The sequence below is a fragment of the Brevibacterium litoralis genome (genome assembly GCF_040212315.1).
GTDB classification, from domain to species: Bacteria; Actinomycetota; Actinomycetes; order Actinomycetales; family Brevibacteriaceae; genus Brevibacterium; species Brevibacterium litoralis.
Genome location: NZ_JBDIUY010000022.1, coordinates 61,088 through 82,923, shown reverse-complemented (window position 1 = coordinate 82,923; position 21,836 = coordinate 61,088). Strand labels below are relative to the sequence as shown.

Below are 21,836 nucleotides of genomic sequence, written 5' to 3'. Positions count from 1 at the left end.
ACTCTGTGCGAACTCCCCGTTCCGCGTCTAGGCTGTGCCCGACGACATCCCGGCTCGTGCGCACGGACGTCCGTGAGACCGCTCCACCCGGGCCCCGACTCCCACAGGAGATCCCATCGTGATGAAACGACTCGCTCTGCCGTCGATGGCAGCCGTCGCCGTTCTCGGACTCTCGGCCTGCGGTGCCGCACCGGAGGAGGAGGGCTCCACCGCCGGTGGCGGTGAGGGTACCGATTACAAGGCTTGCATCGTCTCCGACGCCGGTGGCTGGGACGACCAGTCCTTCAACCAGTCGACCAAGGAGGCACTCGACCAGGCCGTCGCCGACTTCGGTATCGAGTCCGCCGAGGCACAGTCCGCCGGTGACTCCGACTTCGCCCCGAACGTCGACTCCATGGTCCAGCAGGGCTGCAACCTCGTGATCGGTGCGGGCTTCCTCCTCGAGGACGCCCTGCAGTCCGCCGCCGAGGCGAACCCCGACGTCGACTTCGCCCTCGTCGACTCCTCCTTCGCCGACGCGGACGGCAACCCCGTCGAGCTGGAGAACGGCAAGCCCCTGCTGTTCAACACGGCCGAGGCCGCCTACCTCGGCGGCTACCTGGCCGCCGGTGTCACCGAGACGGACAAGGTCGCCACCTTCGGCGGTATCCAGATCCCCTCGGTCGCCATCTTCATGGACGGTTTCGTCGACGGTGTGGCCGCCTACAACGAGGCGCACGGCACCGAGGTCGAGGTCCTCGGCTGGGACAAGGACGCCCAGAACGGCGCCTTCTCCGGTGACTTCGAGAACGTGGGTCAGGGCAAGACCCTCAGCGAGCAGTTCATCGCCCAGGGTGCGGACGTCATCATGCCGGTCGCCGGTCCCGTCGGTGAGGGCGCGGCCCAGGCCGCCGCGGACGCCGAGGGCACCCGGATCATCTGGGTCGACACCGACGGCTTCGAGTCCACCGAGTACGGCGACGTCATGCTCAGCTCCGTGATGAAGGGCATCACGACCGCCGTCTACGACACGATCGAGTCCGGCGTGAACGGCGAGTTCAGCGCCGAGCCCTTCGTCGGCACCATCGAGAACGAGGGCGTGGGACTGGCCCCGTACCACGACCACGAGGGCGACGTCCCGGCCGAGCTGCAGACCGAGATCGACGACCTGCGTGCGCAGATCGCCGCCGGTGAGCTCGTCGTCGAGTCGCCGAACGCCCCCTGACATAGCAGCGGGAACCGGGCCGGTGGGTCGCGGAGGACGTATCGTGAGATCGCGTCCTGCCGTGCCCACCGGCCCGGTGGCGTGCCCGGGCCGCAGCTGTCCGGAACCAGGCCCGTGCCATCGCGATCCCCTTTCCCGGAGGGGCCGCCCGAGACACAGGAGAGATCCGTGAAGCTCGAACTGAGTGGGATCACCAAGAAGTTCGGTTCGTTCACCGCCAACGACGCGATCGACCTCGTCGTCGAACCCGGGCAGATCCATGCCCTGCTCGGTGAGAACGGTGCCGGCAAGTCCACCCTCATGAACGTCCTCTACGGGCTCTACGCGCCGGACGGCGGGCGGATCCTCGTCGACGGGGACCCGGTGACCTTCTCCGGCCCCGGTGACGCGGTGGCCGCGGGCATCGGCATGGTCCACCAGCACTTCATGCTCGTGCCGGTCTTCACCGTCGCGGAGTCGGTGGCCCTCGGCTACGAGCCCACGCGCGGTGCCGGACTGCTCGATCTGCGCAAGGCCCGCAAGCGGGTCCGTGAGATCTCCGACCGTTTCGGCTTCCACGTCGACCCCGACGCCTTCATCGAGGACCTGCCCGTCGGCGTGCAGCAGCGCGTCGAGATCATCAAGGCGCTGTCCCGCGACGCCGAGGTGCTCATCCTCGACGAGCCCACGGCGGTGCTCACCCCGCAGGAGACCGACGAACTGCTGGAGATCATGCGCGAGCTGCGCGCCTCGGGCACGTCGATCCTCTTCATCTCCCACAAGTTGCGCGAGGTCCGGGCGGTCGCCGACGCGATCACGGTCATCCGCCGCGGAAAGGTCGTCGGCGAGGCTTCACCGGAGTCGAGCGAGAACGAGCTGGCCGGTCTCATGGTCGGCCGCGAGGTCAACCTGAAGACCGACAAGACCCCGGCGGACCCGGGGGAGGAGACCTTCCGCATCGAGGGCCTCACCGTCGTCGACAAGGCCGGGACCACCGTCGTCGACGACCTGGACCTGGGGATCCGGGCCGGGGAGATCCTCGCGGTCGCCGGTGTCCAGGGCAACGGGCAGACGGAACTCGCCGAGGCGATCCTCGGCCTGGAGACCCCGACCGCGGGCACGCTCACACTCGCCGGCAGGGACCTGCGCGGCGCCGGCGTCAAGGCGCGCCTCGACGCCGGGATCGGGTTCGTCCCCGAGGACCGGTCGACCGACGGCGTCATCGCCTCCTTCTCTATCGAGGAGAACATGATCCTCGACCGCTACGACCGGGAGCCCTACTCCGGTGGTGTCGCGATCCGCCGCGACGTCGTGCGCTCCACAGTCGAGCAGAAGGTCGAGGAGTTCGACATCCGGCTGTCCTCGATCGAGGACCACATCTCCACGCTCTCGGGCGGCAACCAGCAGAAGGTCGTGCTCGCCCGTGAGCTCAGCCGCCCCCTGGAACTCTTCGTCGCCAGTCAGCCCACCCGTGGCCTGGACGTCGGCTCGATCGAGTTCGTGCACAAACGGATCGTCGAGGAACGGGACAAAGGGGTGCCCTGCCTCATCGTCTCGACGGAACTCGACGAGGTCATCAATCTCGCGGACAGGATCGCAGTGATGTACGAAGGCAGGATCGTCGGCGTCGTCCCGGGGGACACCCCGCGTGACGCGCTCGGTCTCATGATGGCCGGGGTCGACGCTGCGGAGGCGCTCGACCGCGTGGCCCACGGCGAGGGCACCCGGGTCTCCACCGCCGGTGAGGGGGAACTGGCATGAGCACCGACCCGAACTCCGCCGAGGCGCCCACTCCGGGCGAGACCCCGGCACCGGGCACCGCCGGTCCGCAGGCCTCCTTCCTGCCGCGTTACGTGGCGATGCTGCTCTCTCAGTCGGTGTGGGTGCCGATCGGCGCGGTCGTCATCGCCCTCCTCGTCGGCGGTGTCCTCATCGTCGGTGCGGACGAGGGCGTGCGGGGCACGCTCGGGTACTTCTTCGCCCGGCCCACCGATTTCTTCGCCACGGCGACCAGCACCGTCCTCGAGGCCTACGGGGCGCTGTTCCGGGGTTCGGTCTTCGACTGGCAGGCGAGCTCCGCCGTCCGGGCGGTCATGCCCTTCACGGAGACCCTCGTCGCGGCGACCCCGCTCATCCTCACGGGTCTCGGCATCGCCCTGGCCTTCCGCTCGGGCCTGTTCAACATCGGTGGTCAGGGACAGGTGGTCCTCGGGATCACCGTCGGTGGATTCGCCGGCTACGCCTTCGGACTGCCGCCCGTGATCGCCTTCGTCGTGGCCCTCCTCGCCGGTGCACTCGGCGGCGCCGTGTGGGGTGGGATCGCCGGTGTCCTCAAGGCCCGGACCGGCGCCAACGAGGTGATCGTCACGATCATGCTCAACTCGATCGCCGGTTTCCTCCTCGCGTACCTGCTCAAGCAGGGCTGGTACACGCACACCGAGTCGGCGAACCCGGCGAGCCGCCAGATCGACGCGGTGGCCGAACTCCCGGCCCTGCTGCCCGCACCCTTCCGTCTCCACCTCGGCTTCCTGTTGGCGATCGCCGCGACGGTGCTCGTGTGGTGGATCCTCTCCCGGTCGACCCTCGGCTTCGAGCTGCGGGCCGTCGGGGAGAACCCGCACGCCGCCCGGACCGCGGGCATCAGCGTGGGTCGCGTGACGATCATCGCCATGCTCATCGCCGGTGCGCTCTCCGGGATCGCCGGCGCCTCGGTGGTGCTCGGTACCGACTACAAGGTGACGGCCGGTGTCGCCGGATCCATCGGCTTCGACGCGATCACCGTGGCCCTGCTCGGACGGTCCAAGCCGTTGGGCACGTTCTTCGCAGGTCTCCTCTTCGGCGCCTTCAAGGCCGGTGGTTACCTCATGCAGTCGGCGACGGGCACGCCCATCGACATCATCCTCGTCGTGCAGTCGATCATCGTGCTCCTCATCGCCGCGCCGCCGCTCGTCGTCGCGATCTGGGGATCGCCCGCGCGGTTGGTCAAGAGGCTGGGCCGCGGTCGGAGAACCGGGTCCACCGAGGCGAAGGAGGTGGCGGCATGACCGCGCCGCGCAACTGGAAGATGCCGGTCCTCTACGCGGTGCTCGCGCTCCTGGCGCTCGCGGTGTTCGGATTCGGCACGCCGGGCGGGGAACAGACCGTGTTCCGGTTCGCCTCGGCCGGGGACTTCTTCGCGATCCCCGACCTCACCGTGGCCTCCAGGACCACGGCGCTCACGCTCTCGTTCGTCCTCGTGGCACTGGCCGCGACGGCCCTCGTGGCGACCTGGCAGCGCTGGGAGACCGGGATCTGGTCGGCGCGCGTCCTGCCGATCGCCATCGGTCTGTTCTTCGTCCTCTCGCTGCTGACCTGGGGTGCCTCGAACCGTGGCTTCATCGACCTCACGTACCTGCTCGCCGGCGCCCTGGCCCTGTCCGTGCCGCTCGTGTTCGGTGCGATGGCCGGTGTCATCGGTGAGCGTTCGGGCATCATCAACATCGCGATCGAGGGTCAGCTGCTCGCCGGGGCCTTCTGCGCCGGAGTCGTCGCCTCGGTGATGACGAACCCCTACGTGGGCCTCATCGCCGCCCTGTTCGGCGGGATGGCGGTGGCCGTCATCCTCGTGTTCTTCGCGGTGAAGTACTGGGTCGACCAGATCATCATCGGTGTCGTCGTCAACGTCCTCGTCGTCGGCCTCACGAGCTTCCTCTACTCGACGGTGCTCACCCAGGACTCCGCGACGTGGAACTCCTCTCAGCCACTGCCGGACCTGCCGATCCCGGTGCTCTCCGGGATCCCCGTCCTCGGCCCGGTGCTGTTCAACCAGACTGTCCTCGTCTACCTCATGTACGTGATCGTCGCCGTCCTGAGCGTCTACATCTTCCGGTCCCGCTGGGGTCTGCGGATGCGGGCGATCGGCGAGCACCCCAAGGCCGCGGACACCGTGGGCATCCACGTGAACAAGTGGCGGGTCATCAACACCGTCGCCGCCGGTGCGATCGCCGGTCTCGGCGGTGCCTACCTCACGGTCGGTGAGGGTCTGGCCTTCGGCAAGGAGATGTCCGCCGGGCAGGGCTACATCGCGCTGGCCGCGATGATCCTGGGCCGCTGGAACCCGGTCGGTGCCATGTGCGCGGCCCTGCTCTTCGGTTTCACCAAGAACCTGGGCAACGTGTTCCGCTCGATCGACAGCCCGCTGCCCGACGACTTCCTGCACATGCTGCCCTACATCGTCACGGTGTTCGCCGTCGCCGGGTTCGTGGGCCGGGTGCGCCCGCCGGCCGCCGAGGGCAAGCCCTACGCCAAGCAGTGAGCGCTCCGTCGTCCAGTGAGCAGTCCGTCGAGAAGTGAGGTGATCACCATGCGTGAGTTCGAACCGCAGGTCTGGGAGGACCTGCGGGCGGCCGCGACCGCGGCGATGCACCGGGCCTACGCGCCCTACTCCGGCTATCCGGTGGGTGCCGCGGCGCTCACCGCGGACGGTCGGACCGTCGTCGGCAGCAATGTCGAGAACGCGGCCTACGGCGTGACCCTGTGCGCCGAGTGCGGGCTCGTCTCCGACCTGGCGCGCACCGGCGGCGGGAGACTGGTCGCCTTCGCGTGCGTCGACGGGCACGGCACCAAACTCGTGCCCTGTGGCCGCTGCCGCCAGCTGCTGTACGAGTTCGGCGGCCCCGACCTCGTCCTCGACATGCCCGGTGGGCTCGCCCCGATGACGGCGGTGCTCCCGGAGGCCTTCGGACCCGACCACCTGACCGCATACGCGGACGGGACCGAGGCCGCCGACGCCTCGGGGGCGGGCCCCACCACCGACATGACCGCACGTCCAGCCTGAGGAGACAGACGCATGACCGAACCCTTCGACGCCGTCGACGTCATCCGGACCAAGCGAGATCGCGGCACCTTGTCGGACGAGCAGATCGACTGGGTGATCGACGCGTACACGCGGGGCGTCGTCGCCCACGAGCAGATGTCCGCGCTCGCGATGGCCGTCTACCTCAACGGGATGGAGCGGACGGAGATCGCCCGGTGGACGACCGCGATGATCGCCTCCGGGGAACGGATGGACTTCTCCTCGCTGCGCAACCCCACGGCGGACAAGCACTCGACCGGGGGAGTGGGCGACAAGATCACACTGCCGCTCGCCCCGCTCGTCGCGGTGTTCGACGTCGCCGTCCCGCAGCTGTCGGGCCGCGGGCTCGGGCACACCGGGGGGACGCTCGACAAGCTGGAGTCGATCCCCGGCTGGAACGCCGCCCTCGACAACGCGGCGATGCTCGCACAGCTCGACGACCTCGGCGCGGTCATCTGCGCCGCCGGGTCCGGGCTCGCGCCGGCCGACAAGCTGCTCTACGCCCTGCGGGACACGACCGGCACCGTCGAGTCGATCCCGCTCATCGCCAGCTCCATCATGTCGAAGAAGATCGCCGAGGGCACCGGCGCGCTCGTCCTCGACGTGAAGGTCGGGTCCGGTGCCTTCATGAAGGACCTCGACTCCGCCCGGCAGTTGGCCCGCACGATGGTCGACCTGGGCACCGATGCCGGGGTACGCACCTCGGCACTGCTCACCGACATGTCCGTACCCCTGGGCCGGACGGTCGGCAACGCGCTCGAGGTGCGGGAATCCGTCGAGGTGCTCGCCGGTGGCGGCCCCGCCGACGTCCGGGAACTCACGGTGGCACTCGCCGAGGAGATGCTCGCCGGGGCCGGGCGGACCGATGTCGACGTCGCCGCCGCCCTCGACGACGGCCGTGCGATGGACGTGTGGAAGCGGATGATCTCCGCCCAGGGTGGCGATCCCGAGGCGCCTCTGCCGCAGGCGGCCCACACCGAGGTCGTCACCGCGGAGACCGACGGTGTGCTCACGGAGCTCGACGCGTACGCCGTGGGTCTGGCCTCCTGGCGTCTGGGTGCCGGTCGGGCCCGCAAGGAGGACCCGGTGCAGGCGGGTGCCGGCATCGAGATCCATGCGAAGCCGGGCGAGGCCGTCACCGCCGGGCAGCCCCTGTTCACCCTGCACACCGACGAGGCGGACCGGTTCGCCCGGGCCCGCGACGCACTCGCCGGTCACGTGACCGTCGAGGCCGCGACCGAGGGGTCCGACGCCGCCACCACCTGGACGGGGAACGCCCGCGCGTCCGTCGTCATCGAGAAGATCTGAGGAGCCCCGTCATGACCACTGGTCCCGATTCCACCACCGAGCCCACGCGCGCGTCCGTCGCCGCCCTCATCGACCACACCCTGTTGAAGCCGGAGAGCACGCCCGAGGAGGTCGCGGCACTCGTCTCCGAGGCACGGGACCTGGGTGCCCTCGCGGTGTGCGTGTCGCCCAACCAGCTGCCCCTGGCCGACACCGGTGACCTCGTCGTCGCCACCGTCTGCGGATTCCCCTCCGGTGCTCACAAGCCGGCCGTCAAGGCGGCCGAGGCCGCGGAGTCCGTGGCCAACGGTGCGGCGGAGGTCGACATGGTCATCGACCTGTCGATGGCACGGACCGGTGACTGGGACGCGATGGAAGCGGACATCCGTGGGGTGGTCGAGGCCTCCGATCCGGCACTCGTCAAGGTGATCATCGAGTCCGCGGCCCTCACCGACGAGCAGATCGTCGCCGCCTGTGAGCGGGCCGAGGCCGCCGGGGCCGATTTCGTCAAGACCTCGACCGGGTTCCACCCGGCCGGCGGCGCGAGCGCCCACGCCGTGGCGCTCATGCGGAAGACGGTCGGCGATCGCCTGGGCGTCAAGGCCTCCGGCGGTATCCGCACGGCCGAGGCCGCCCGCGAGATGATCGCTGCCGGCGCCAGTCGCCTGGGCCTCTCAGGCTCCCGCGCCGTCCTCGACGGCTTCTGATCCGCCGCACCTCCTACTTTCCAGCACACGACTGCGCCCCGGCCGGGATCCCGACCGGGGCGCAGTCATGTGCGTGACGATCACACGGGGCTCCGCGGTCTACCGGCCCGGGCCGAGGCGACGATTCCGCAGACGAGGAGCGCGAGGAGCGCGGCGGTACAGATCCCGAATCCGATGTACGTGGGTATCAGGATCCAGTCACTGGTCCCGGGGTGAATCGGGTCGCCGCTCGCTTCCCACCGGCGATATTCCAGTCCTGCGAATACGTAGTAGTAGGCGAACGTGAGCGTACTGCTTCCGATCACGATCCCCGTGAGCCATGCGACGATCCGTACCACAGTGGGTCCCTTCCTTCGGGGCGTCGGGCCGGGAGCAGGCCGACGATCGCCCTGGGGCAGGGGTCCCAGCGACACATCCGAGGAGTATGTGCGGAGCCCGTGGGGAGCCGGTGTGGTCGGTAGTTCCGGTCAGGAGAGTCCGAGGACGACGAAGTAGGCGAAGGCCGCGGCGCCGATGCCCCACAGGACGATCGAGATGATCTGCCACAGGATCACCCGGTCCTTCGAGGCGCCGAAGGAGACCATCATGCCGGAGGTGATCTGGCTGGGCAGGAACCACTGCCCGAGCAGGCTCACGCCGGGCACGCCCCATTTGTCGAACATCCTCTTGACCCGGGCCCGGCGCCGGGACTTCCGGGTCTGTTCCTCGGGGGAGGGCGCCTCGACGTCGGTGCCCGCCTCGGCCGCCTTGCGCTCCTGGTGGGCGAGGACCTTCTCGCGGCCGGTGTGGGCGGCGAGGACGACGATCACCATCGTGATCGTGTTGCCGACGACGGCGGCGGGGATCGCGACCCACAGGGGCAGGCCGGCGATCACGCCGACGGCGGAACCGACATAGGACTCGATGAAGGGCACGGCAGCGATCAGCACGATGGCCAGCCACTGGAGCCAGAGGGGGAAGCCCTGGGTGAAATCGGTGAGCGCCTCGTACATGGTGACCTCCGGATGGTGAGGGATCGGGTGCCGGCGTCGGGGTGGTCCGCCGTGCAGGGTGTCAAGCGTGCTTGACAGGTCAATCGTGGACGCCGCGCCCCCGAGGTGTCAAGCACGCTTTACAGCTTCGGAGGGAAACCCGACAATGGACAGGTGATCAGTCGTGTACGGGAACTGCGGACGGGCGCCGGTCTGTCGCAGCAGGCACTGGCGAAGGAGATGGGCGTGTCCCGCCAGACCATCAACGCCATCGAGACGGGCAAGTACGACCCCTCGCTCGTCCTCGCGGTCCATCTGGCCCGCTACTTCGGGTCGACCGTCGAGGAGGTCTTCGATGTCGACTCCTGAGGGACCGGGGGAGCCCCGAGCCGATCGTCCGCGCACACTCCCACCCGAGGCGGTCGGGAGGAAAGGCGCGAAAGGGCGTCGCCTGCCGATGTCGCCGGTGAACATCGGCCTGTCCGTGATGTTCGGGCTGGTGGCCGTGCTGTTCTTCGTCGACGGGAACATCGTCTCCGGGGCCATCATGACGGTCTGCCTCGTCGCCACGATCGCCAGTGTGCTGTGGGCACGGTCGGGGTCGAGCGGCGATGTCACCCGCCTCAACGCGTTGGAATACTCGGATGAACGCGATCGTCGGCTCGGTGTGCGCGGCCTCGCGGCCGTCGGTGTGGCGGGCCTGTCGATCGGAGGAGGTGCGTTCGTCGCCTTCGTTACCCTGCAGGTGTTCGATGTGGCGATGTCCCCGTTCGTCCACGGCGTGTTCCTGGGCCTCGTGCTCCTCGTCGTGGTGCTGTGCATCGTGTGGTCGATCGCGAACTGGATCGTCGCCCGCCGAGGGTGAGGAGGAGCGTGTGTGGAGGGTCCGCCCTCCGGTGTCCGGACCCTCGGGAGATCACTCCGGCCCGTAGGTCACGTACTCGTAGAGGACCCGGGCCTGACCGGCGGAGACGAGGCCGTCCAGGAGTTCGGTGACGACCGGCATCTCGGAGGTCACCTCGATCTCCACCGGGGTCTCCAGGGACAGGGATGCGACGAGCACGGCGGCGTCGCCGAGGGCCGCCTGGTACTCCGCGGACTCCCGGTCGATCGTCGTGACGTCGGCGACCCGGGCGTCGTAGAGGGACGCGAGGGTGAGCTCGGTGGCCGGGTACTCCTCGCCGGCCTCCTCGATCTGCTCGACCTGCTCCTCACTCACCGGGCGTGCATAGGAGACGGCGAAACCGCTCACGCCGCCGTCGCGGCGGAGCATCGCGGCACCGTGGGCGCCGGTCGCCTCGGAGAGGAACCGTCGGTTGACCTCACCGACCGACATCTCGGCGGCCGGATCCTTGCGGTTGACCCCGGCGTACCACTCGCCGAAGAGCTGGGTGAGGACGACCGACCCGGTCGTCGTGACCGCGAAGTCCTCCTCTCGACCGTGACCCAGGCCGGCGAGTGTCCCCGGTTCCACGCGGATCACCCGGGTGCGGAACAGTTCGGCCGCGCCGAGGTGGCGGAGGACCTCGTCGCCGGTCGACCCCGCGGCCACGCGGGCACGCAGGGGCAGTCCTGCGAGCGGGGTCCCCGCGGCGTGGGCCCGGGCGCCGGCGAGCAACCGTCGGCCCACACCTCGGCGGCGTTCGGTGTCGGCGACCTCGACGTGGGCCCAGGCCCGGGTGGGGTGTACCGGCGCCTCGGCGAGCACGGCGGCACCGACGACGACACCGGAACCGGCAGCGGCCGGATCGTCCGTGTCGTCGATCACGGCGGCGACGCTGCGGAGGACCGGGGAGTCCTGGTCCGGGCGCAACAGGCCCCGGGCGACGAGGTCCGCGGGAGTGGCGGGATCGTGCAGGAGCTCCCCCAGAGCCAGGTCGTCCTGTGCGGCGAAGGGTCGGATCTCCATGTGCCTGGTGCTCCCCTGGTTCGGCGTGTCCGGTTCGATTAGTGTCGGGATCATGACGACCCCGGAACGCCCCGATCCTACCGCCGCAATACCCGCAGATCCCTTCGATGCGGCAGCCGATGCCGCCACCGTGATCAATGCCGCAGCAGGTGTGGAGAAGCACGACATCGCCCTCGTCCTCGGCTCCGGGTGGGGCCAGGCGGCCGACCTCATCGGTGAGACCGTCGTCGAGATCCCGGCGACCCGGGTGCCAGGCTTCCACGCCTCGGCCGTGAGCGGGCACACCGGCACCCTGCGGTCCGTGCGGATCACCGGGACCGACAAACATGCGCTCGTTCTCGGCGCACGTACCCACTTCTACGAGGACAAGGGTGTGCGCGCCGTCGCCCACGGTGTCCGCACCGCTGCCGCGGCCGGCTGCACGAGCCTGGTCCTCACCAACGGATGCGGCGGCCTCGACCCCGCCTGGGGTCCGGGCACGCCGGTCCTCATCAACGACCACATCAACCTCACGGCGGCCTCCCCGTTGGAGGGCGCGACCTTCGTCGACCTCACGGACCTGTACTCGACGCGGCTGCGCGACCTCGCCCGGGAGATCGACCCGGATCTGCCGGAGGGCGTCTACGCACAGTTCCGCGGCCCTCACTACGAGACCCCCGCCGAGGTCCGCATGGCCGGTGTCCTCGGTGCCCAGTTGGTCGGCATGTCCACCGCGCTCGAGGCGATCGCCGCCCGCCACGTCGGCCTGGAGATCCTGGGGATCAGTCTCGTGACCAACCACGCCGCCGGCGTCACGGACGAGCCGCTCGACCACGCGGAGGTCCTCGAAGCCGGACGTGAGGCGGGCACGCGGATCTCCGCGCTCCTGTCGAAGATCGTCGCGCGGATGGCCGCCTGATGGTCCGCGTGGCCGACCGGTTCACCGCCGGCTTCGACGCCGAGGTGGTCCGCGCCTGGATCGCCGACGACCCGGACCCCGTCACCCGCGAGGAGTTGAGTGTTCTCCTCGACGCGGCGCTCGCGGGTCCGGACACGAGCGGCGTCGATACCGCTACGGATCCCGCCGCCGCACGTGCCGACCTCGAGGCGCTCTTCCTCGGGCCCCTGGAGTTCGGCACCGCGGGACTGCGTGGGGCGCTCGGCGCAGGTCCCCACCGGATGAACCGCGCGGTCGTCATCCGCGCGGCCGCCGGACTCTCGGCCTTCCTGTCCGAGGCCGTCGGTCCCGGATTCAGCGTGGTCATCGGGTGCGATGCCCGCTACGGGTCCGTCGAGTTCGCCCGCGACACCGCGGCGGTAGTCACCGCCGCCGGGGGACGAGCCATGCTGCTGCCGGAGCACCTGCCGACCCCGGTCACCGCCTTCGCACTCACCGCCTTCGGCGCGGACGCCGGAGTCATGGTGACCGCCAGCCACAATCCGCCCCAGGACAACGGCTACAAGGTCTACCTGGGCGAGGCGCCGCTGCGTGCCGTCCACGACGGGCGACTGCCCGATGCCCCTGCGGAGTTCGTCGACCCCGAACGCGCCGTGGCGCTGGCCGCGGACGGTGCCGGGGCACAGATCGTCCCACCCTTCGACGCGATGATCGCCACCCGGATCGCCGCCGTCGAGTCCGTCGCCACGGTCCCGCGCGCGGAAGAGGGCTGGGAACGGTTGGGTGACGAGGTCGCCGAGTCCTACCTGCAGTCGCTCGAAGCCCTCGGGGACCGTCTGGGTGCCCGCCGGGACGGCGACCTGCGGGTCGTCCTCACCTCCCTCCACGGCGTCGGTGGGCACACGATGGCCACCGCCCTGCGCCGTGCCGGGTTCACCGACCTCCACGAGGTGCCCGCCCAGTCCCAGCCGGACCCGGACTTCCCGACGGTCGACTTCCCGAACCCCGAGGAGGCCGGTGCCCTCGACGCGGCCTACGCGCTCGCCGCCGAGGTGGACGCCGATCTCGTGATCGCCAACGACCCGGATGCCGATCGGTTCTCCGCCGCGGTGCCCGTGGCCGGTGACGGGGGAACCGCCGGGTGGCGTCAGCTCAGCGGTGACGAGGTGGGTCTGCTGCTCGGGGAGACGGTCGCATCGCGTTCCTCCGGTGGCGTTCTCGCCTCCTCCGTCGTGTCCTCACGGGGCCTCGCCGCAGTCGCCCAGGCCCACGGGCTCGCGCACGTACCGACCCTCACCGGCTTCAAGTGGATCTCCCGTGTGCCCGGGATCGTGTTCGGCTACGAGGAAGCACTCGGGTACTGCGTCGACCCGGACGTCGTGCGGGACAAGGACGGTATGTCCGCCGCCCTCGTCTTCTGCGGTCTCGTGAGCCGTCTGGCCGCGGCCGGGCGCTCGGTCGAGGACGAACTGGCCCGCATCCGCGCCCGTGACGGCGTGTACCTCACCGGGCCCCTCACGTTCCGGCTCTCCGACCTGTCCGTCGTCCCGGGTGTTCTCCGGGGTCTGCTGACCGCGCCGCCGGCCACGCTCGGTGGGGTGCCGGTGAGTGGGGTGACCGACATGTCGGTCGGGACGGACACACTGCCACCGACCACCGGTGTCATGGTCCACATGGGGGCCGACCGGGTGGTCGTCCGGCCCTCGGGGACCGAACCGAAGCTCAAGTGCTACCTGGAGGTCGTTCAGGCGGTGCCCTCCGGGGCCGAGTCGGACGTCCCGGCCGCTCTCGACGCGGCTCGTGCGCGTCTGGACGGTATCCGCATGGACCTGGGCGCCTACCTGGGACTGTGAAATGGGGCGGGACTGTGAGGTTGAGCGGGCGTCACCGCGTCACCAGTCGCGGATGACCGTCGTGTTCCGGTCGTAGAAGGGTTCCTTGGTGAACCGGGACAGATACTCCGGACCGAGGGTCTCCACCGAGTGGAGGGAGTCCTGCGGATCACCTTCGAGGGTCCCGGCTGCGACGAGGACGTCGTCGACACGTGTGGACCAGATGGTCCAACCATCACGGGACCACTCGGTGGCCTCGTGCGGATCGCCGTCGATCGTGACGGCGCAGGGCGAGGGGTCCGGTGAGGATTCGTCGATGATGAAGGCCTTGAGTGAATCACGCTGGGTTTCAGATGTGGCTTCACTGTGGACGAGGCGAAGGGCGACCAGGAGTCGTGCTCCGCTCTCGTCGTCGGGGATGTTGTCGTCCGACGGTCCTGCGGCCGGGATGATCGGTTCGATCGCAGTGCAGGAGACGGTCTCCTTCGGCGACGGGCCGTAGGCGTGCAGTTCCCACGTGTCGTCCCGGTCGTCATGGCCCGGGCGCGAGTTGACCGCCCACGACATCGGCGGGTGATGCGTCCGGGCGAATCCGACACCCATGTGTCCTCCTGTAGATGGCTCCGGCCGTGCGATCTCATTCGCATGTGACCTGTCACACGCTGTTGGCCACGGTACGTCATCCCTCGCGGAGGGCGCCGCGGGCGGTGCCCGTCGCCTCGTGGGTGATGAGGCCGGTGGCGAAGGTGCTCACGAGCACGGGGGAGTGGCCGGCGCGGACCGTCACCTCGATGCTCGAACCGTCCGGTGAGGTGCCGACGATCTGGACGTCGCTGTAGGCCGCGAGCAACCCCGATTCGGCCATGAACGCCGTGGCCGCGGCATCGACCTGGGCGTCGGTGAAGAGGATGGCCGGATCGGCACCGTACTCCGGGACGAAGGACTCCGCGGCCGCGAGGGCCGCGGAATCGGCCGCCGCCTGGACCCGCGTCGCCGCGAGATAGTGGTCGGTGATGACCGCGGCGAGCACGACGAGTGCGAGTGCGATCGCGGAGAACCCGATGCCGAGTGGCAGGACGGAGCCTCGGTCCGTCGTTCCGGTCCCCACACCCCTGCGCCTCCGGATCGGTTCCTTCACGACGGATCTCCTGCCGGTCCCTGGCCGTACATCAGGTCGGCCGGGTTGTGCGTGTACGGGGCGACCCGGTCGGTGTGGGAGGCCCGGACCGTCACGTGCGGGGCCTGACCGGACCCGCCGAAGAGCACGGGTGTCCCCGGGACCGCCACCTCGGTCTCGATGTGCGCGGTGACGAGGGAACCGGGCTCGGCGCACGGGCCGTCGCAGGTGAAGGACACCGACCAGGATTCGGGATCCACCCCGTGGTCGTCGAAGTGCAGGGTCGTGACGGCCTGCGCCCGGGTCTGGGCCTCGGTGGGGAACCGGGCTGCCGCTCGGGCCGAGGTGACGGCCGCCGCGGTCGTCGCGAAACTCGCCGCCTGGATCTGGGCGAGGGCGACGACGAGGTAGACGATCGGCACGAGCAGGACGACCGAGACGAACACGAACTCGACGCTCGCACTCCCGGAATCGCGGTTCCTCATCCCGTGTACCCCTCGTCGAGCGCCCGGCCGGAGAGTTCCCACGCCCCGGCCGGACCCAGGGGTCCGAGCACCGGTAGCGGAGCCCGGACGGTCACCGTGACGACGGGCAACCCGGCCTCGACGGTGCGGGTCACGCTCACGTCCTTCGCATAGGCGGAGCCGAGCGAGCCGGTGAGGAGCATGCGGGTGTGGGCGCGGCCGGCTTCCGGCCCGGCGTCCACCATCGCGCCGACCCGGGCCCCTGCGATCGCCGCGTCGACGACCGTGTTCCGGACATGGAGGGCCAACCCGAACTGGAGCACCGCGGCGAACACGAGGGCGAGGAGGGTCCCGACGAGGACGAAGTCGGTGACGGCCGCTCCCGCATCGCGACGCCGCGCCGGTGTTCGGCGGGGATGCACGGACCGCATGTCACTACGGGTGCACATGTCACTGCGAGTTCACGAGGTCCATCGAATCGCTGAACATGCTCGTGAATGCCTCGCCGGCCAGTGCCCAGAGCGCCACAACAAGTGCTGCTGTCATCATGGTGATCAAAACCCAACCAGGCACGTCCCCGCGGTCCCGGAGGTGCCGACGGGCACCTCCCGAGGACGGAGCATGTCCCGACGACAGTGCAACTCCCGAGGACGGAGTATGTCCCAGGGACAGGGCGCCTCGGGAGCCCCTGCGCGGGGGACCGCCGAACAGCAGCGTGGGCAGCGCGAGAGTGAGCAGGATGAGTGCGGCGCGGAGTCGGCGGGTCATGGCGAGGTCCTTCCGGATCGAGAGGCGACGAAGATTACGGCGATGAGATCGGTGCGGTGTTGTCAGGGCGTGAGGTCGAGGACGGCGAGCGACGGGTAGACGGCGAAGAGGACGGTGATGGGCAGGACGAACGCGACGACCGGCACGAGCATGAGGATCTCCTTGCGGCCGCTCATCTCCATGAGACGGCGGCGTCCCTCGGTGCGGACGTCGGCGGCCTGGGCGCGGAGGACCTCGGCGAGCGGGGTACCGCGGGCGATCGCGACGGCCACCCCGTCGACGAACCGGACGATGCCGGGCACCCCGGAGCGGCGGGCCATCCCGTCGAGTGCCTGGACGAGCGGGGTGCCGGTGCGGGCGGCGGCCAGGGCGGTCTCCAGTTCGTGGCCGAGCTCGCCCTGGGTCGTGCGGCTCACGCGCTCGAGGGCGTCGACGGTCGATTCCCCAGCGGTCACCGAGAGGGCCAGGAGTTCGGCGACGGTGGGGAACTCCTCGAGGATCAGGCGTTCGCGGCGGCGGACGACCGTGGACAGACGCCAGTCGTTGAACAGGTGGCCGGCCACCCCGCCGATGCCGACGAGCAGGAGGGCGACGACCGGGTTGAACCCGCGGCTGAACGCCACGAGGACGGACAGCCCCGCGCCCGCGGCGAGCCCGCTGCTGATGCACAACACCTGCCACACGCGGAACCGTTCGACGGTCTCCTTGCCGCCGGTCCGCGCCAGGCGGGCGGCCACCCCGGTGGTCGTCGTGAGGCGCGCGGACAGCCAGTCCGCCAGGCGTAGGACGGTCCGGCGGGCCGCGGCGGTGACACCACCGGTCCCCTCCCCGGTGGGGACGACCTGCTGCCGAGGCGCCCCGGGCCCGGCCCGGTCCCGCAGGTAGGGTGCCAGCCGGTCACCGAGGGTGGGGCGGCGGAACACCGGCAGGGCGCACACGAAAACGGTGAGTGACAGGCCGGTGGCGAGTCCCGACAGGAGCACGAGGAGAGGGGAGACGTGCACGGCGGCTCACCTCAGCACCCGGGGCTCGGCCGGCAGACGCCCCATGCGTTTCATGAGCCCGTAGGCGATGACGGAGACGACGAGCCCGGTGAACAGGAGTGCCGCACCCTGGGCGGAGTCGTAGGCGCGGGCGGTCTCCGGGCGGGTGGACAGGAGCGCGAGCACGATCCACGGGGCGGCGACGGCCAGACGGGCACCGGCGACGGTCCAGCTCTGGCGGGCGGTGAGCTCCGCCCGGGTCCTCGAGTCCTCCCGCAGGAAGGTGCCGAGCGTGCCGAGCATGGTGCCGAGGTCCGTGCCGCCCACCTGCCGGGTGATGGCCAGCGCCGCGACGATCCTGTCGGCCACGGGGTCCGCGCTCGCCTCCCGGAACCGGGCCAGCGCGTGGTCGAACCGGCCGGTCGCACGGTACTCCCGGGCGAACACGGCGAAGAGGGGGCGCAGTCCCTCGGGGCCGCGATCGGCGAGGCCGACGACCGCCTCGGGCAGGGACAGCCCGGCGCGGACGGCCGAGCGCAGGTGGTCGATCGCCTCCGGCCACAGCACCCTGCGTTCGACCCGGCGGGACGCGGCCCGGGCGCGGACGACGACGAGCGGCAGACCCGAGGATAACAGTCCGAAACACAGGGCGATGACCGTCGACCCGCTCACCACGAGCACGATCGCGGTGACGAGGACGGCGAGACCGAGCGACAGGAGGGCGAACCGTCCCGGTGTCACGCGGGGGAGTCCGGCATTCACGAGGACGTCCCGCAGGTCCGCGACGACCCGGGGTTCCGGCGTGCTCCGCCGGGGCGCGCGCACCCACGTGGAACTGAAGACGAGGAGCGCCCCGCACCCCGTCATGAGACCGAGGACGAGGGCCTGGAGGGAGGTCGTCATCCGGCGGTACCACCCGTCGGTGCGGGGGCGGGCGAGACCGCGGGGCTCGGGGAGGTGCCGGAGGCCGGGGAGGGGAAGGGCGCCTCGACGGCATCGTCGCCCAGGAGGCGGTGGACGTCGACCCCGGCGTCGGCGAAGGACTCCGCCAGGTGGGTGAACCCGGACCCGCGGACGAGGGTGCCGGTGGAGGGGTCGGTGTGGAAGACGGTCTCCAGCTCGACGACCTCGTGCTCGACGCCACCGGGGACGGCGACGACCTCGTGGACCCGCCGGTGCCCGGTCCGGTCGCGGCGCATGTGGACGACGAGGTCCACACACCCGGCGACGGTGGGGGTGACGAAGGAGGAGCCGATGTTGGGCCCGGCGAGCAGCGGCAGGGTGCACAGTTTGGTGACGGCGGCGCGGGCGGAGTTCGCATGGATGGAACCCATGGAGGCGATCCCGGCATTCATGGCGACGAGGAGGTCGAAGCACTCGGCCTCGCGGACCTCGCCGATGATGATCCGTTCGGGGCGCATGCGCAGGGCCTCCTTGACGAGGCGTCTGAGCGTCACCTCGCCGGTGCCCTCGAGGGAGGGCTGGCGGCACTGGAGGGGCACCCAGTCGCGGGCGGAGACGCTGAGCTCGAAGACCTCCTCGCAGGTGACCACCCGTTCGCGGGCAGGCAGGGACCCGGTGAGCGCATTGAGGAGCGTCGTCTTGCCGGCCTGGGTGGCGCCGGAGACGAGCAGGTTGGCCCCGGCGCGGACGGCGTGGTGGAGGAACCGCGCGACGTGTGGGGTCATGGTGCCGGTGCGCACCAGGTCGTCGAGGGACCGGGAGCGGGCGATGAACTTGCGGATGTTGACGGCCGGATGGGCCCGGGTGATGTCCGGCAGCACGACGTGCAGGCGCGCCCCCGAGGGCAACATGGCGTCGACGAAGGGGCTGGAGAGGTCGACGCGACGGCCGGTGGACCGCAGCATGCGTTCGATGAGGTCGTCGACCTGGGTGGGGGTGAGCACCGTCGTCGTGAGCTCGCTCAGGCCCCGCCGGCTGATGAACACGGCCGACGGCGAGTTGATCCAGAACTCTACATGCGTGTTTGGGGCTTACTGTCAGTGGTTGCATATGGTGTCTGACCTGCGATGTTTCTCCAGTGGGTGATTGCAGGGTACTGGCCGCTGTCGGACCTTCTGCGGACCGTTTGCGGACAACCGTGGGATACGCCTGGCGTACGTCACCCGACCGGGGGAGGTTGCCGACCGGCGATTGAGGCTGTCGAGGCGCGACTCGCCAAAGACCGGCAACGGGAAGCAGGCGGGGACCGCAAGTCGGAAGACGCGCAGAATCGCTTGTGCTCACCTGAGCACAAGCGATCGGATCCGAACTCGGGTCGGACTCGGGAGCGGGTCGCGTCGGGGGCGATACTGGAATCACACCGAACACGAGGAGGACCCATGGCGACCTGGCGAAACGACCGTGAGTACGTGAAACGACGTGAAGCACTCCGCAGGAAAGCCCGCACGACGAACGCACCGTGTTGGCTCTGTGGAGAACCCTTCGACTGGACCGTCGAATGGAAACACCCTCTCAGCTTCACCGCTGACCATGTGAAGCCCATAGCGAACGGAGGATCGATGCTGGGCGAACTCCGCCCAGCACATTAGCTCCGCAGTTGTAACTCCAAACGGGGATCACGAGAGCACATCGGACCGACACCTAAACCCGTCGTCACGACAGACTGGTACTGACCCCCTGGGGGTGAAACCCCCGGGGATGGGGTGCTGCGCTTCAGCGGGCGTAGGCGCAGCTTCCCTCCCCAGGTTTCAAACTAGGTTTCAATCCGTATGACATCGCCGCTCGCACCCTGCCGGCACCGCGTCAGACCACGCCGTGGAGCCGGATTATTCACCGTCGAACATTCCGATGTCAGACCGTTTTTTTCAGCGTGTAGATTTTCGGTGCCTACGCCCGCTGAAGCGCAGTGAGGGGGAGGCCGGGGTGCATCCCCCTGCCCTCGATGACGACGAGCGGCCGGAGTCACAAGGTCAGGGCCGGTATCCACATTGGGGACAGCGCGACGGCCGGGAGTGCTCACCACTGCTTCTCCCGGCCGTCGAGGTATCCGGTCCTGGACACCTGCTGCTGTCTATCGATCGTGCACCCTCACGTGACGTTCAGGGCGCACGGGCTCACCTGGTGCCGGCGGCCACCGAGCCCCGCGGCTGCGCGTCGGCGTTGTCGACGAACGTTCGCTCCCATGCGCGTCGTGCTCGTGCGTGACGTTCCCGCAGTCCGTCGACCGTGGCGAGCGACAGGGTGACGCCGGGGTACTGCCCTTGCGCGACCTTGACGAGCACCGTGTCGATGTCCTTCTTCGCGTCGGGTCCGAGTGTGTTCCGCACCAGGTATGTCGGTGCGAGATCGGCACGGTTCACGACCTTCGCCTCGGTGCTGAGGGTGCCACGTTCACACACTTCGACGACGGTCTCGGGGAGGTCGATCACCGGCAGGAGTCGACGCAGTTCACGGGGTACCCGGTCGTCGGTGGGAATCCCGTGGATCGATGCCCACCGTGCGAGTCCGAGGAGCGCGTTCCGTACCCGTGTGAGGCTCTGCCCTGCGTCGCGGGCGAGGGCTTTCTCCACGTCGAGCGGGGTGTCGCGGTCGAGGTGTGCGGCCTCCTCGATGAGCATGTCGATGTCTGTGCTCACCTTCTCGTCGAGGTCGTCGCGGGCCTGGTCGATGGCCGTGGAGAGTGCGACGATTCCGGCTTGCGTCTCTGCGCGTCGGTATGCCTCCTTGAGTGCCGTGGCGGCCTGGGCTTCACGGATGTTGGCGATGGCAGCCTTGAGGAACTTCTCCGGGTCCTTCACCGCGGCCGGCGTATAGGCCTCCCGTGCGACCTGGGCGGCCACCTGGTCGACGGTCGGGAGGGCGTGGATCTTCTCCGCCAGGGCCATGTGCACGTTCGGGTAGGTGAGCCCCGCGGCCGCATACGCTTTGGCGATGCTGGAATGGTGTTGCTTGACAGCCGGCGCAGGGAGTCCTGCGTGGGATCCGGGGTTGTTGTCGGGCATGTAGATGGGCATGATTCGTCCTTTCGTCAGTGCGTGCTGTTGCCGGTACCGAGAGCCGTGTTCACCCAGGCGGCGAACCTGTCCCCCGTGGGCATGTCGGTCGACTGTTCGTCGTCTTCCGCAGTCCGGCCCTTCGCGTGGATCGCGGCGAGGATCGTGGTGCTCTGGTCGTCCTCGTCGATGTCCTCGGGGTCGAGTCCGTCGAGGGTGCCGCCGTTGCGCAGGGCTGCGAGGATCGCCCCACGACTGTGCGGAGCCTCGTGTGCAGGTGCGTCGGGGGTCCCGAGTCGAGAGTTGATGAACTGCCGAAGGTGCCCCGCGGCGGGGGTCTCATGGTGTGGGTCATTCGTCATCGGTCCTGTCCTTTCTGTCGAGCCGGTCGAGGAGGATCGTGAGCTTCACGGTGAGCCGGTCGACTCGATCCGCGAGTTCTGTAATGCGGGTGCTCTGCTTCTGGATCGCACGGGCGAGAGCGGACCGTGATTCGAGGGGCTGAAGGACCGCCTCCTCGGTCCTGCGTCGCCGGTCCCGTTCGAGTCGCGTCTTGATGAGCTCGTCGAGCTCGTCCTGTGTGCGCGGTAGGTGCGGACTCATGCGGGGCCTGCCTCTTTCCGCGCTCGGGTCCGGAGTCCGCTGCTGGGGTGCCTGAGTCGGGCGCCCAGGTCGACGAGCACGTCGATCCGGTCGCGGAGTCCGTCCTCGTCGAGCTCGTCGAGGTGTCCGGGCTCGACGGGGCCGCCCGAAGGGCCTGCGATGAGTGCGAACACCTCCTCCGTGAGCTCCAGCACCTGAGCGCGTAGTGCGGTGCGTGAGTCGGTCATGGTCGTGTCTCCTGTCGTGTCGGGTCGACCGTGCACGTGGGGTGCCGGTCCTGGTCGGGCATGTAGGTCGTCATGGGTAGCCGGCACCCGGCGCACCAGGTGTCAGTGAGTGGCCATG

Annotated in this window: 24 protein-coding genes and 1 pseudogene; 11 read left to right on the top strand and 14 right to left on the bottom strand. The window is 69.7% G+C overall.

The genetic code is table 11. The annotated features are described in order from the left end of the window. Nucleotides 1–121 precede the first annotated feature (121 nt). From AAD496_RS07985 to deoC, 7 genes are all read left to right on the top strand, one after another. Complete coding sequence (locus AAD496_RS07985) at nt 122–1,204, top strand: BMP family lipoprotein (RefSeq protein ID WP_349828129.1); 1,083 nt, start codon at nt 122–124, stop codon at nt 1,202–1,204. 168 nt (nt 1,205–1,372) lie between these two features. Continuing rightward, nucleotides 1,373–2,944: an ABC transporter ATP-binding protein gene (locus AAD496_RS07980; RefSeq protein WP_349828128.1), complete on the top strand. Its 1,572-nt coding sequence runs from the start codon at nt 1,373–1,375 to the stop codon at nt 2,942–2,944. Then, nucleotides 2,941–4,227: an ABC transporter permease gene (locus AAD496_RS07975; RefSeq protein WP_349828127.1), complete on the top strand. Its 1,287-nt coding sequence runs from the start codon at nt 2,941–2,943 to the stop codon at nt 4,225–4,227. The genes AAD496_RS07980 and AAD496_RS07975 overlap by 4 nt, the downstream gene beginning before the upstream one ends. Next, nucleotides 4,224–5,477, top strand: a complete 1,254-nt coding sequence (locus AAD496_RS07970; RefSeq protein WP_349828126.1) for an ABC transporter permease — start codon at nt 4,224–4,226, stop codon at nt 5,475–5,477. Before AAD496_RS07975 ends, AAD496_RS07970 begins: the two co-directional genes overlap by 4 nt. A gap of 48 nt (nt 5,478–5,525) precedes the next feature. Continuing rightward, a complete protein-coding gene (locus AAD496_RS07965) occupies nt 5,526–5,999 on the top strand; it encodes a cytidine deaminase (protein ID WP_349828125.1) in 474 nt (157 codons plus the stop codon). 12 nt (nt 6,000–6,011) lie between these two features. Next, complete coding sequence (locus AAD496_RS07960; protein ID WP_349828124.1) at nt 6,012–7,325, top strand: thymidine phosphorylase; 1,314 nt, start codon at nt 6,012–6,014, stop codon at nt 7,323–7,325. A gap of 11 nt (nt 7,326–7,336) precedes the next feature. Beyond that, a complete protein-coding gene (gene deoC / locus AAD496_RS07955) occupies nt 7,337–8,011 on the top strand; it encodes a deoxyribose-phosphate aldolase (protein ID WP_349828123.1) in 675 nt (224 codons plus the stop codon). A 467-nt stretch (nt 8,012–8,478) separates the two neighbouring features. Here deoC and AAD496_RS07950 read toward each other — a convergent pair whose 3' ends face one another. After that, the gene (locus tag AAD496_RS07950; protein WP_349828122.1) at nt 8,479–9,003 is read right to left on the bottom strand and encodes a hypothetical protein; all 525 of its coding nucleotides are present in this window, start codon (nt 9,001–9,003) and stop codon (nt 8,479–8,481) included. Between the two features lie 153 nt (nt 9,004–9,156). On the opposite strand from AAD496_RS07950, the gene AAD496_RS07945 reads away from it, so the two are divergent. Beyond that, on the top strand, nt 9,157–9,351 hold the full coding sequence (locus tag AAD496_RS07945; protein WP_349828121.1) for a helix-turn-helix transcriptional regulator: 195 nt from the start codon (nt 9,157–9,159) through the stop codon (nt 9,349–9,351). An 88-nt stretch (nt 9,352–9,439) separates the two neighbouring features. Beyond that, complete coding sequence (locus AAD496_RS07940) at nt 9,440–9,847, top strand: hypothetical protein (protein WP_349828120.1); 408 nt, start codon at nt 9,440–9,442, stop codon at nt 9,845–9,847. Between the two features lie 51 nt (nt 9,848–9,898). Here AAD496_RS07940 and AAD496_RS07935 read toward each other — a convergent pair whose 3' ends face one another. After that, entirely contained in the window at nt 9,899–10,891 is a 993-nt protein-coding gene (locus tag AAD496_RS07935; protein ID WP_349828119.1) for a histone acetyltransferase, read from the bottom strand. A 52-nt stretch (nt 10,892–10,943) separates the two neighbouring features. On the opposite strand from AAD496_RS07935, the gene AAD496_RS07930 reads away from it, so the two are divergent. Together AAD496_RS07930 and AAD496_RS07925 are read left to right on the top strand one after the other, a co-directional pair. Continuing rightward, nucleotides 10,944–11,789, top strand: coding sequence for a purine-nucleoside phosphorylase (locus tag AAD496_RS07930; RefSeq protein ID WP_349828118.1), 846 nt, complete (start codon nt 10,944–10,946; stop codon nt 11,787–11,789). Continuing rightward, a complete protein-coding gene (locus AAD496_RS07925; protein ID WP_349828117.1) occupies nt 11,789–13,621 on the top strand; it encodes a phospho-sugar mutase in 1,833 nt (610 codons plus the stop codon). The genes AAD496_RS07930 and AAD496_RS07925 overlap by 1 nt, the downstream gene beginning before the upstream one ends. A 39-nt stretch (nt 13,622–13,660) precedes the next feature. On the opposite strand, the gene AAD496_RS07920 is transcribed toward AAD496_RS07925, so the two are convergent. The 12 genes and pseudogenes from AAD496_RS07920 to AAD496_RS07865 form a co-directional block, all read right to left on the bottom strand. Then, entirely contained in the window at nt 13,661–14,203 is a 543-nt protein-coding gene (locus AAD496_RS07920; RefSeq protein WP_349828116.1) for a hypothetical protein, read from the bottom strand. A gap of 76 nt (nt 14,204–14,279) precedes the next feature. Next, nucleotides 14,280–14,738: a pilus assembly protein TadG-related protein gene (locus AAD496_RS07915; protein WP_349828115.1), complete on the bottom strand. Its 459-nt coding sequence runs from the start codon at nt 14,736–14,738 to the stop codon at nt 14,280–14,282. Continuing rightward, on the bottom strand, nt 14,735–15,202 hold the full coding sequence (locus tag AAD496_RS07910; RefSeq protein ID WP_349828114.1) for a hypothetical protein: 468 nt from the start codon (nt 15,200–15,202) through the stop codon (nt 14,735–14,737). Before AAD496_RS07910 ends, AAD496_RS07915 begins: the two co-directional genes overlap by 4 nt. Then, entirely contained in the window at nt 15,199–15,603 is a 405-nt protein-coding gene (locus AAD496_RS07905) for a TadE/TadG family type IV pilus assembly protein (protein WP_349828113.1), read from the bottom strand. The genes AAD496_RS07910 and AAD496_RS07905 overlap by 4 nt, the downstream gene beginning before the upstream one ends. 28 nt (nt 15,604–15,631) lie before the next feature. Continuing rightward, the gene (locus AAD496_RS07900; protein WP_349828252.1) at nt 15,632–15,817 is read right to left on the bottom strand and encodes a hypothetical protein; all 186 of its coding nucleotides are present in this window, start codon (nt 15,815–15,817) and stop codon (nt 15,632–15,634) included. Between the two features lie 194 nt (nt 15,818–16,011). Next, the gene (locus AAD496_RS07895) at nt 16,012–16,953 is read right to left on the bottom strand and encodes a type II secretion system F family protein (RefSeq protein ID WP_349828112.1); all 942 of its coding nucleotides are present in this window, start codon (nt 16,951–16,953) and stop codon (nt 16,012–16,014) included. A 6-nt stretch (nt 16,954–16,959) separates the two neighbouring features. Further along, nucleotides 16,960–17,835 (bottom strand): type II secretion system F family protein, encoded by an 876-nt coding sequence (locus tag AAD496_RS07890; protein WP_349828111.1) that lies wholly within the window; start codon nt 17,833–17,835, stop codon nt 16,960–16,962. Between the two features lie 101 nt (nt 17,836–17,936). Next, a pseudogene (locus tag AAD496_RS07885) lies at nt 17,937–18,908 on the bottom strand (TadA family conjugal transfer-associated ATPase); the annotation flags it as partial. A 1,101-nt stretch (nt 18,909–20,009) separates the two neighbouring features. Further along, a complete protein-coding gene (locus AAD496_RS07880; protein WP_349828110.1) occupies nt 20,010–20,909 on the bottom strand; it encodes a hypothetical protein in 900 nt (299 codons plus the stop codon). 14 nt (nt 20,910–20,923) lie between these two features. Continuing rightward, entirely contained in the window at nt 20,924–21,250 is a 327-nt protein-coding gene (locus AAD496_RS07875) for a hypothetical protein (protein WP_349828109.1), read from the bottom strand. After that, a complete protein-coding gene (locus AAD496_RS07870; protein ID WP_349828108.1) occupies nt 21,240–21,491 on the bottom strand; it encodes a hypothetical protein in 252 nt (83 codons plus the stop codon). Before AAD496_RS07870 ends, AAD496_RS07875 begins: the two co-directional genes overlap by 11 nt. Next, nucleotides 21,488–21,718 carry a hypothetical protein gene (locus tag AAD496_RS07865; RefSeq protein ID WP_349828107.1) on the bottom strand — a complete coding sequence of 77 codons (231 nt, stop codon included), beginning with the start codon at nt 21,716–21,718 and terminating at the stop codon, nt 21,488–21,490. Before AAD496_RS07865 ends, AAD496_RS07870 begins: the two co-directional genes overlap by 4 nt. Nucleotides 21,719–21,836 lie beyond the last annotated feature (118 nt).

Bases quoted from the DNA above. Each gene is read 5' to 3' on its own strand.
- AAD496_RS07985 (WP_349828129.1), top strand. From the start codon at position 122: ATGAAACGACTCGCTCTGCCGTCGATGGCAGCCGTCGCCGTTCTCGGA.
- AAD496_RS07975 (WP_349828127.1), top strand. From the start codon at position 2,941: ATGAGCACCGACCCGAACTCCGCCGAGGCGCCCACTCCGGGCGAGACC.
- AAD496_RS07970 (WP_349828126.1), top strand. From the start codon at position 4,224: ATGACCGCGCCGCGCAACTGGAAGATGCCGGTCCTCTACGCGGTGCTC.
- AAD496_RS07965 (WP_349828125.1), top strand. From the start codon at position 5,526: ATGCGTGAGTTCGAACCGCAGGTCTGGGAGGACCTGCGGGCGGCCGCG.
- AAD496_RS07960 (WP_349828124.1), top strand. From the start codon at position 6,012: ATGACCGAACCCTTCGACGCCGTCGACGTCATCCGGACCAAGCGAGAT.
- deoC (WP_349828123.1), top strand. From the start codon at position 7,337: ATGACCACTGGTCCCGATTCCACCACCGAGCCCACGCGCGCGTCCGTC.
- AAD496_RS07950 (WP_349828122.1), bottom strand. From the start codon at position 9,003: ATGTACGAGGCGCTCACCGATTTCACCCAGGGCTTCCCCCTCTGGCTC.
- AAD496_RS07940 (WP_349828120.1), top strand. From the start codon at position 9,440: ATGTCGCCGGTGAACATCGGCCTGTCCGTGATGTTCGGGCTGGTGGCC.
- AAD496_RS07935 (WP_349828119.1), bottom strand. From the start codon at position 10,891: ATGGAGATCCGACCCTTCGCCGCACAGGACGACCTGGCTCTGGGGGAG.
- AAD496_RS07930 (WP_349828118.1), top strand. From the start codon at position 10,944: ATGACGACCCCGGAACGCCCCGATCCTACCGCCGCAATACCCGCAGAT.
- AAD496_RS07925 (WP_349828117.1), top strand. From the start codon at position 11,789: ATGGTCCGCGTGGCCGACCGGTTCACCGCCGGCTTCGACGCCGAGGTG.
- AAD496_RS07920 (WP_349828116.1), bottom strand. From the start codon at position 14,203: ATGGGTGTCGGATTCGCCCGGACGCATCACCCGCCGATGTCGTGGGCG.
- AAD496_RS07910 (WP_349828114.1), bottom strand. From the start codon at position 15,202: ATGAGGAACCGCGATTCCGGGAGTGCGAGCGTCGAGTTCGTGTTCGTC.
- AAD496_RS07890 (WP_349828111.1), bottom strand. From the start codon at position 17,835: ATGACGACCTCCCTCCAGGCCCTCGTCCTCGGTCTCATGACGGGGTGC.
- AAD496_RS07880 (WP_349828110.1), bottom strand. From the start codon at position 20,909: ATGCCCATCTACATGCCCGACAACAACCCCGGATCCCACGCAGGACTC.
- AAD496_RS07875 (WP_349828109.1), bottom strand. From the start codon at position 21,250: ATGACGAATGACCCACACCATGAGACCCCCGCCGCGGGGCACCTTCGG.
- AAD496_RS07870 (WP_349828108.1), bottom strand. From the start codon at position 21,491: ATGAGTCCGCACCTACCGCGCACACAGGACGAGCTCGACGAGCTCATC.
- AAD496_RS07865 (WP_349828107.1), bottom strand. From the start codon at position 21,718: ATGACCGACTCACGCACCGCACTACGCGCTCAGGTGCTGGAGCTCACG.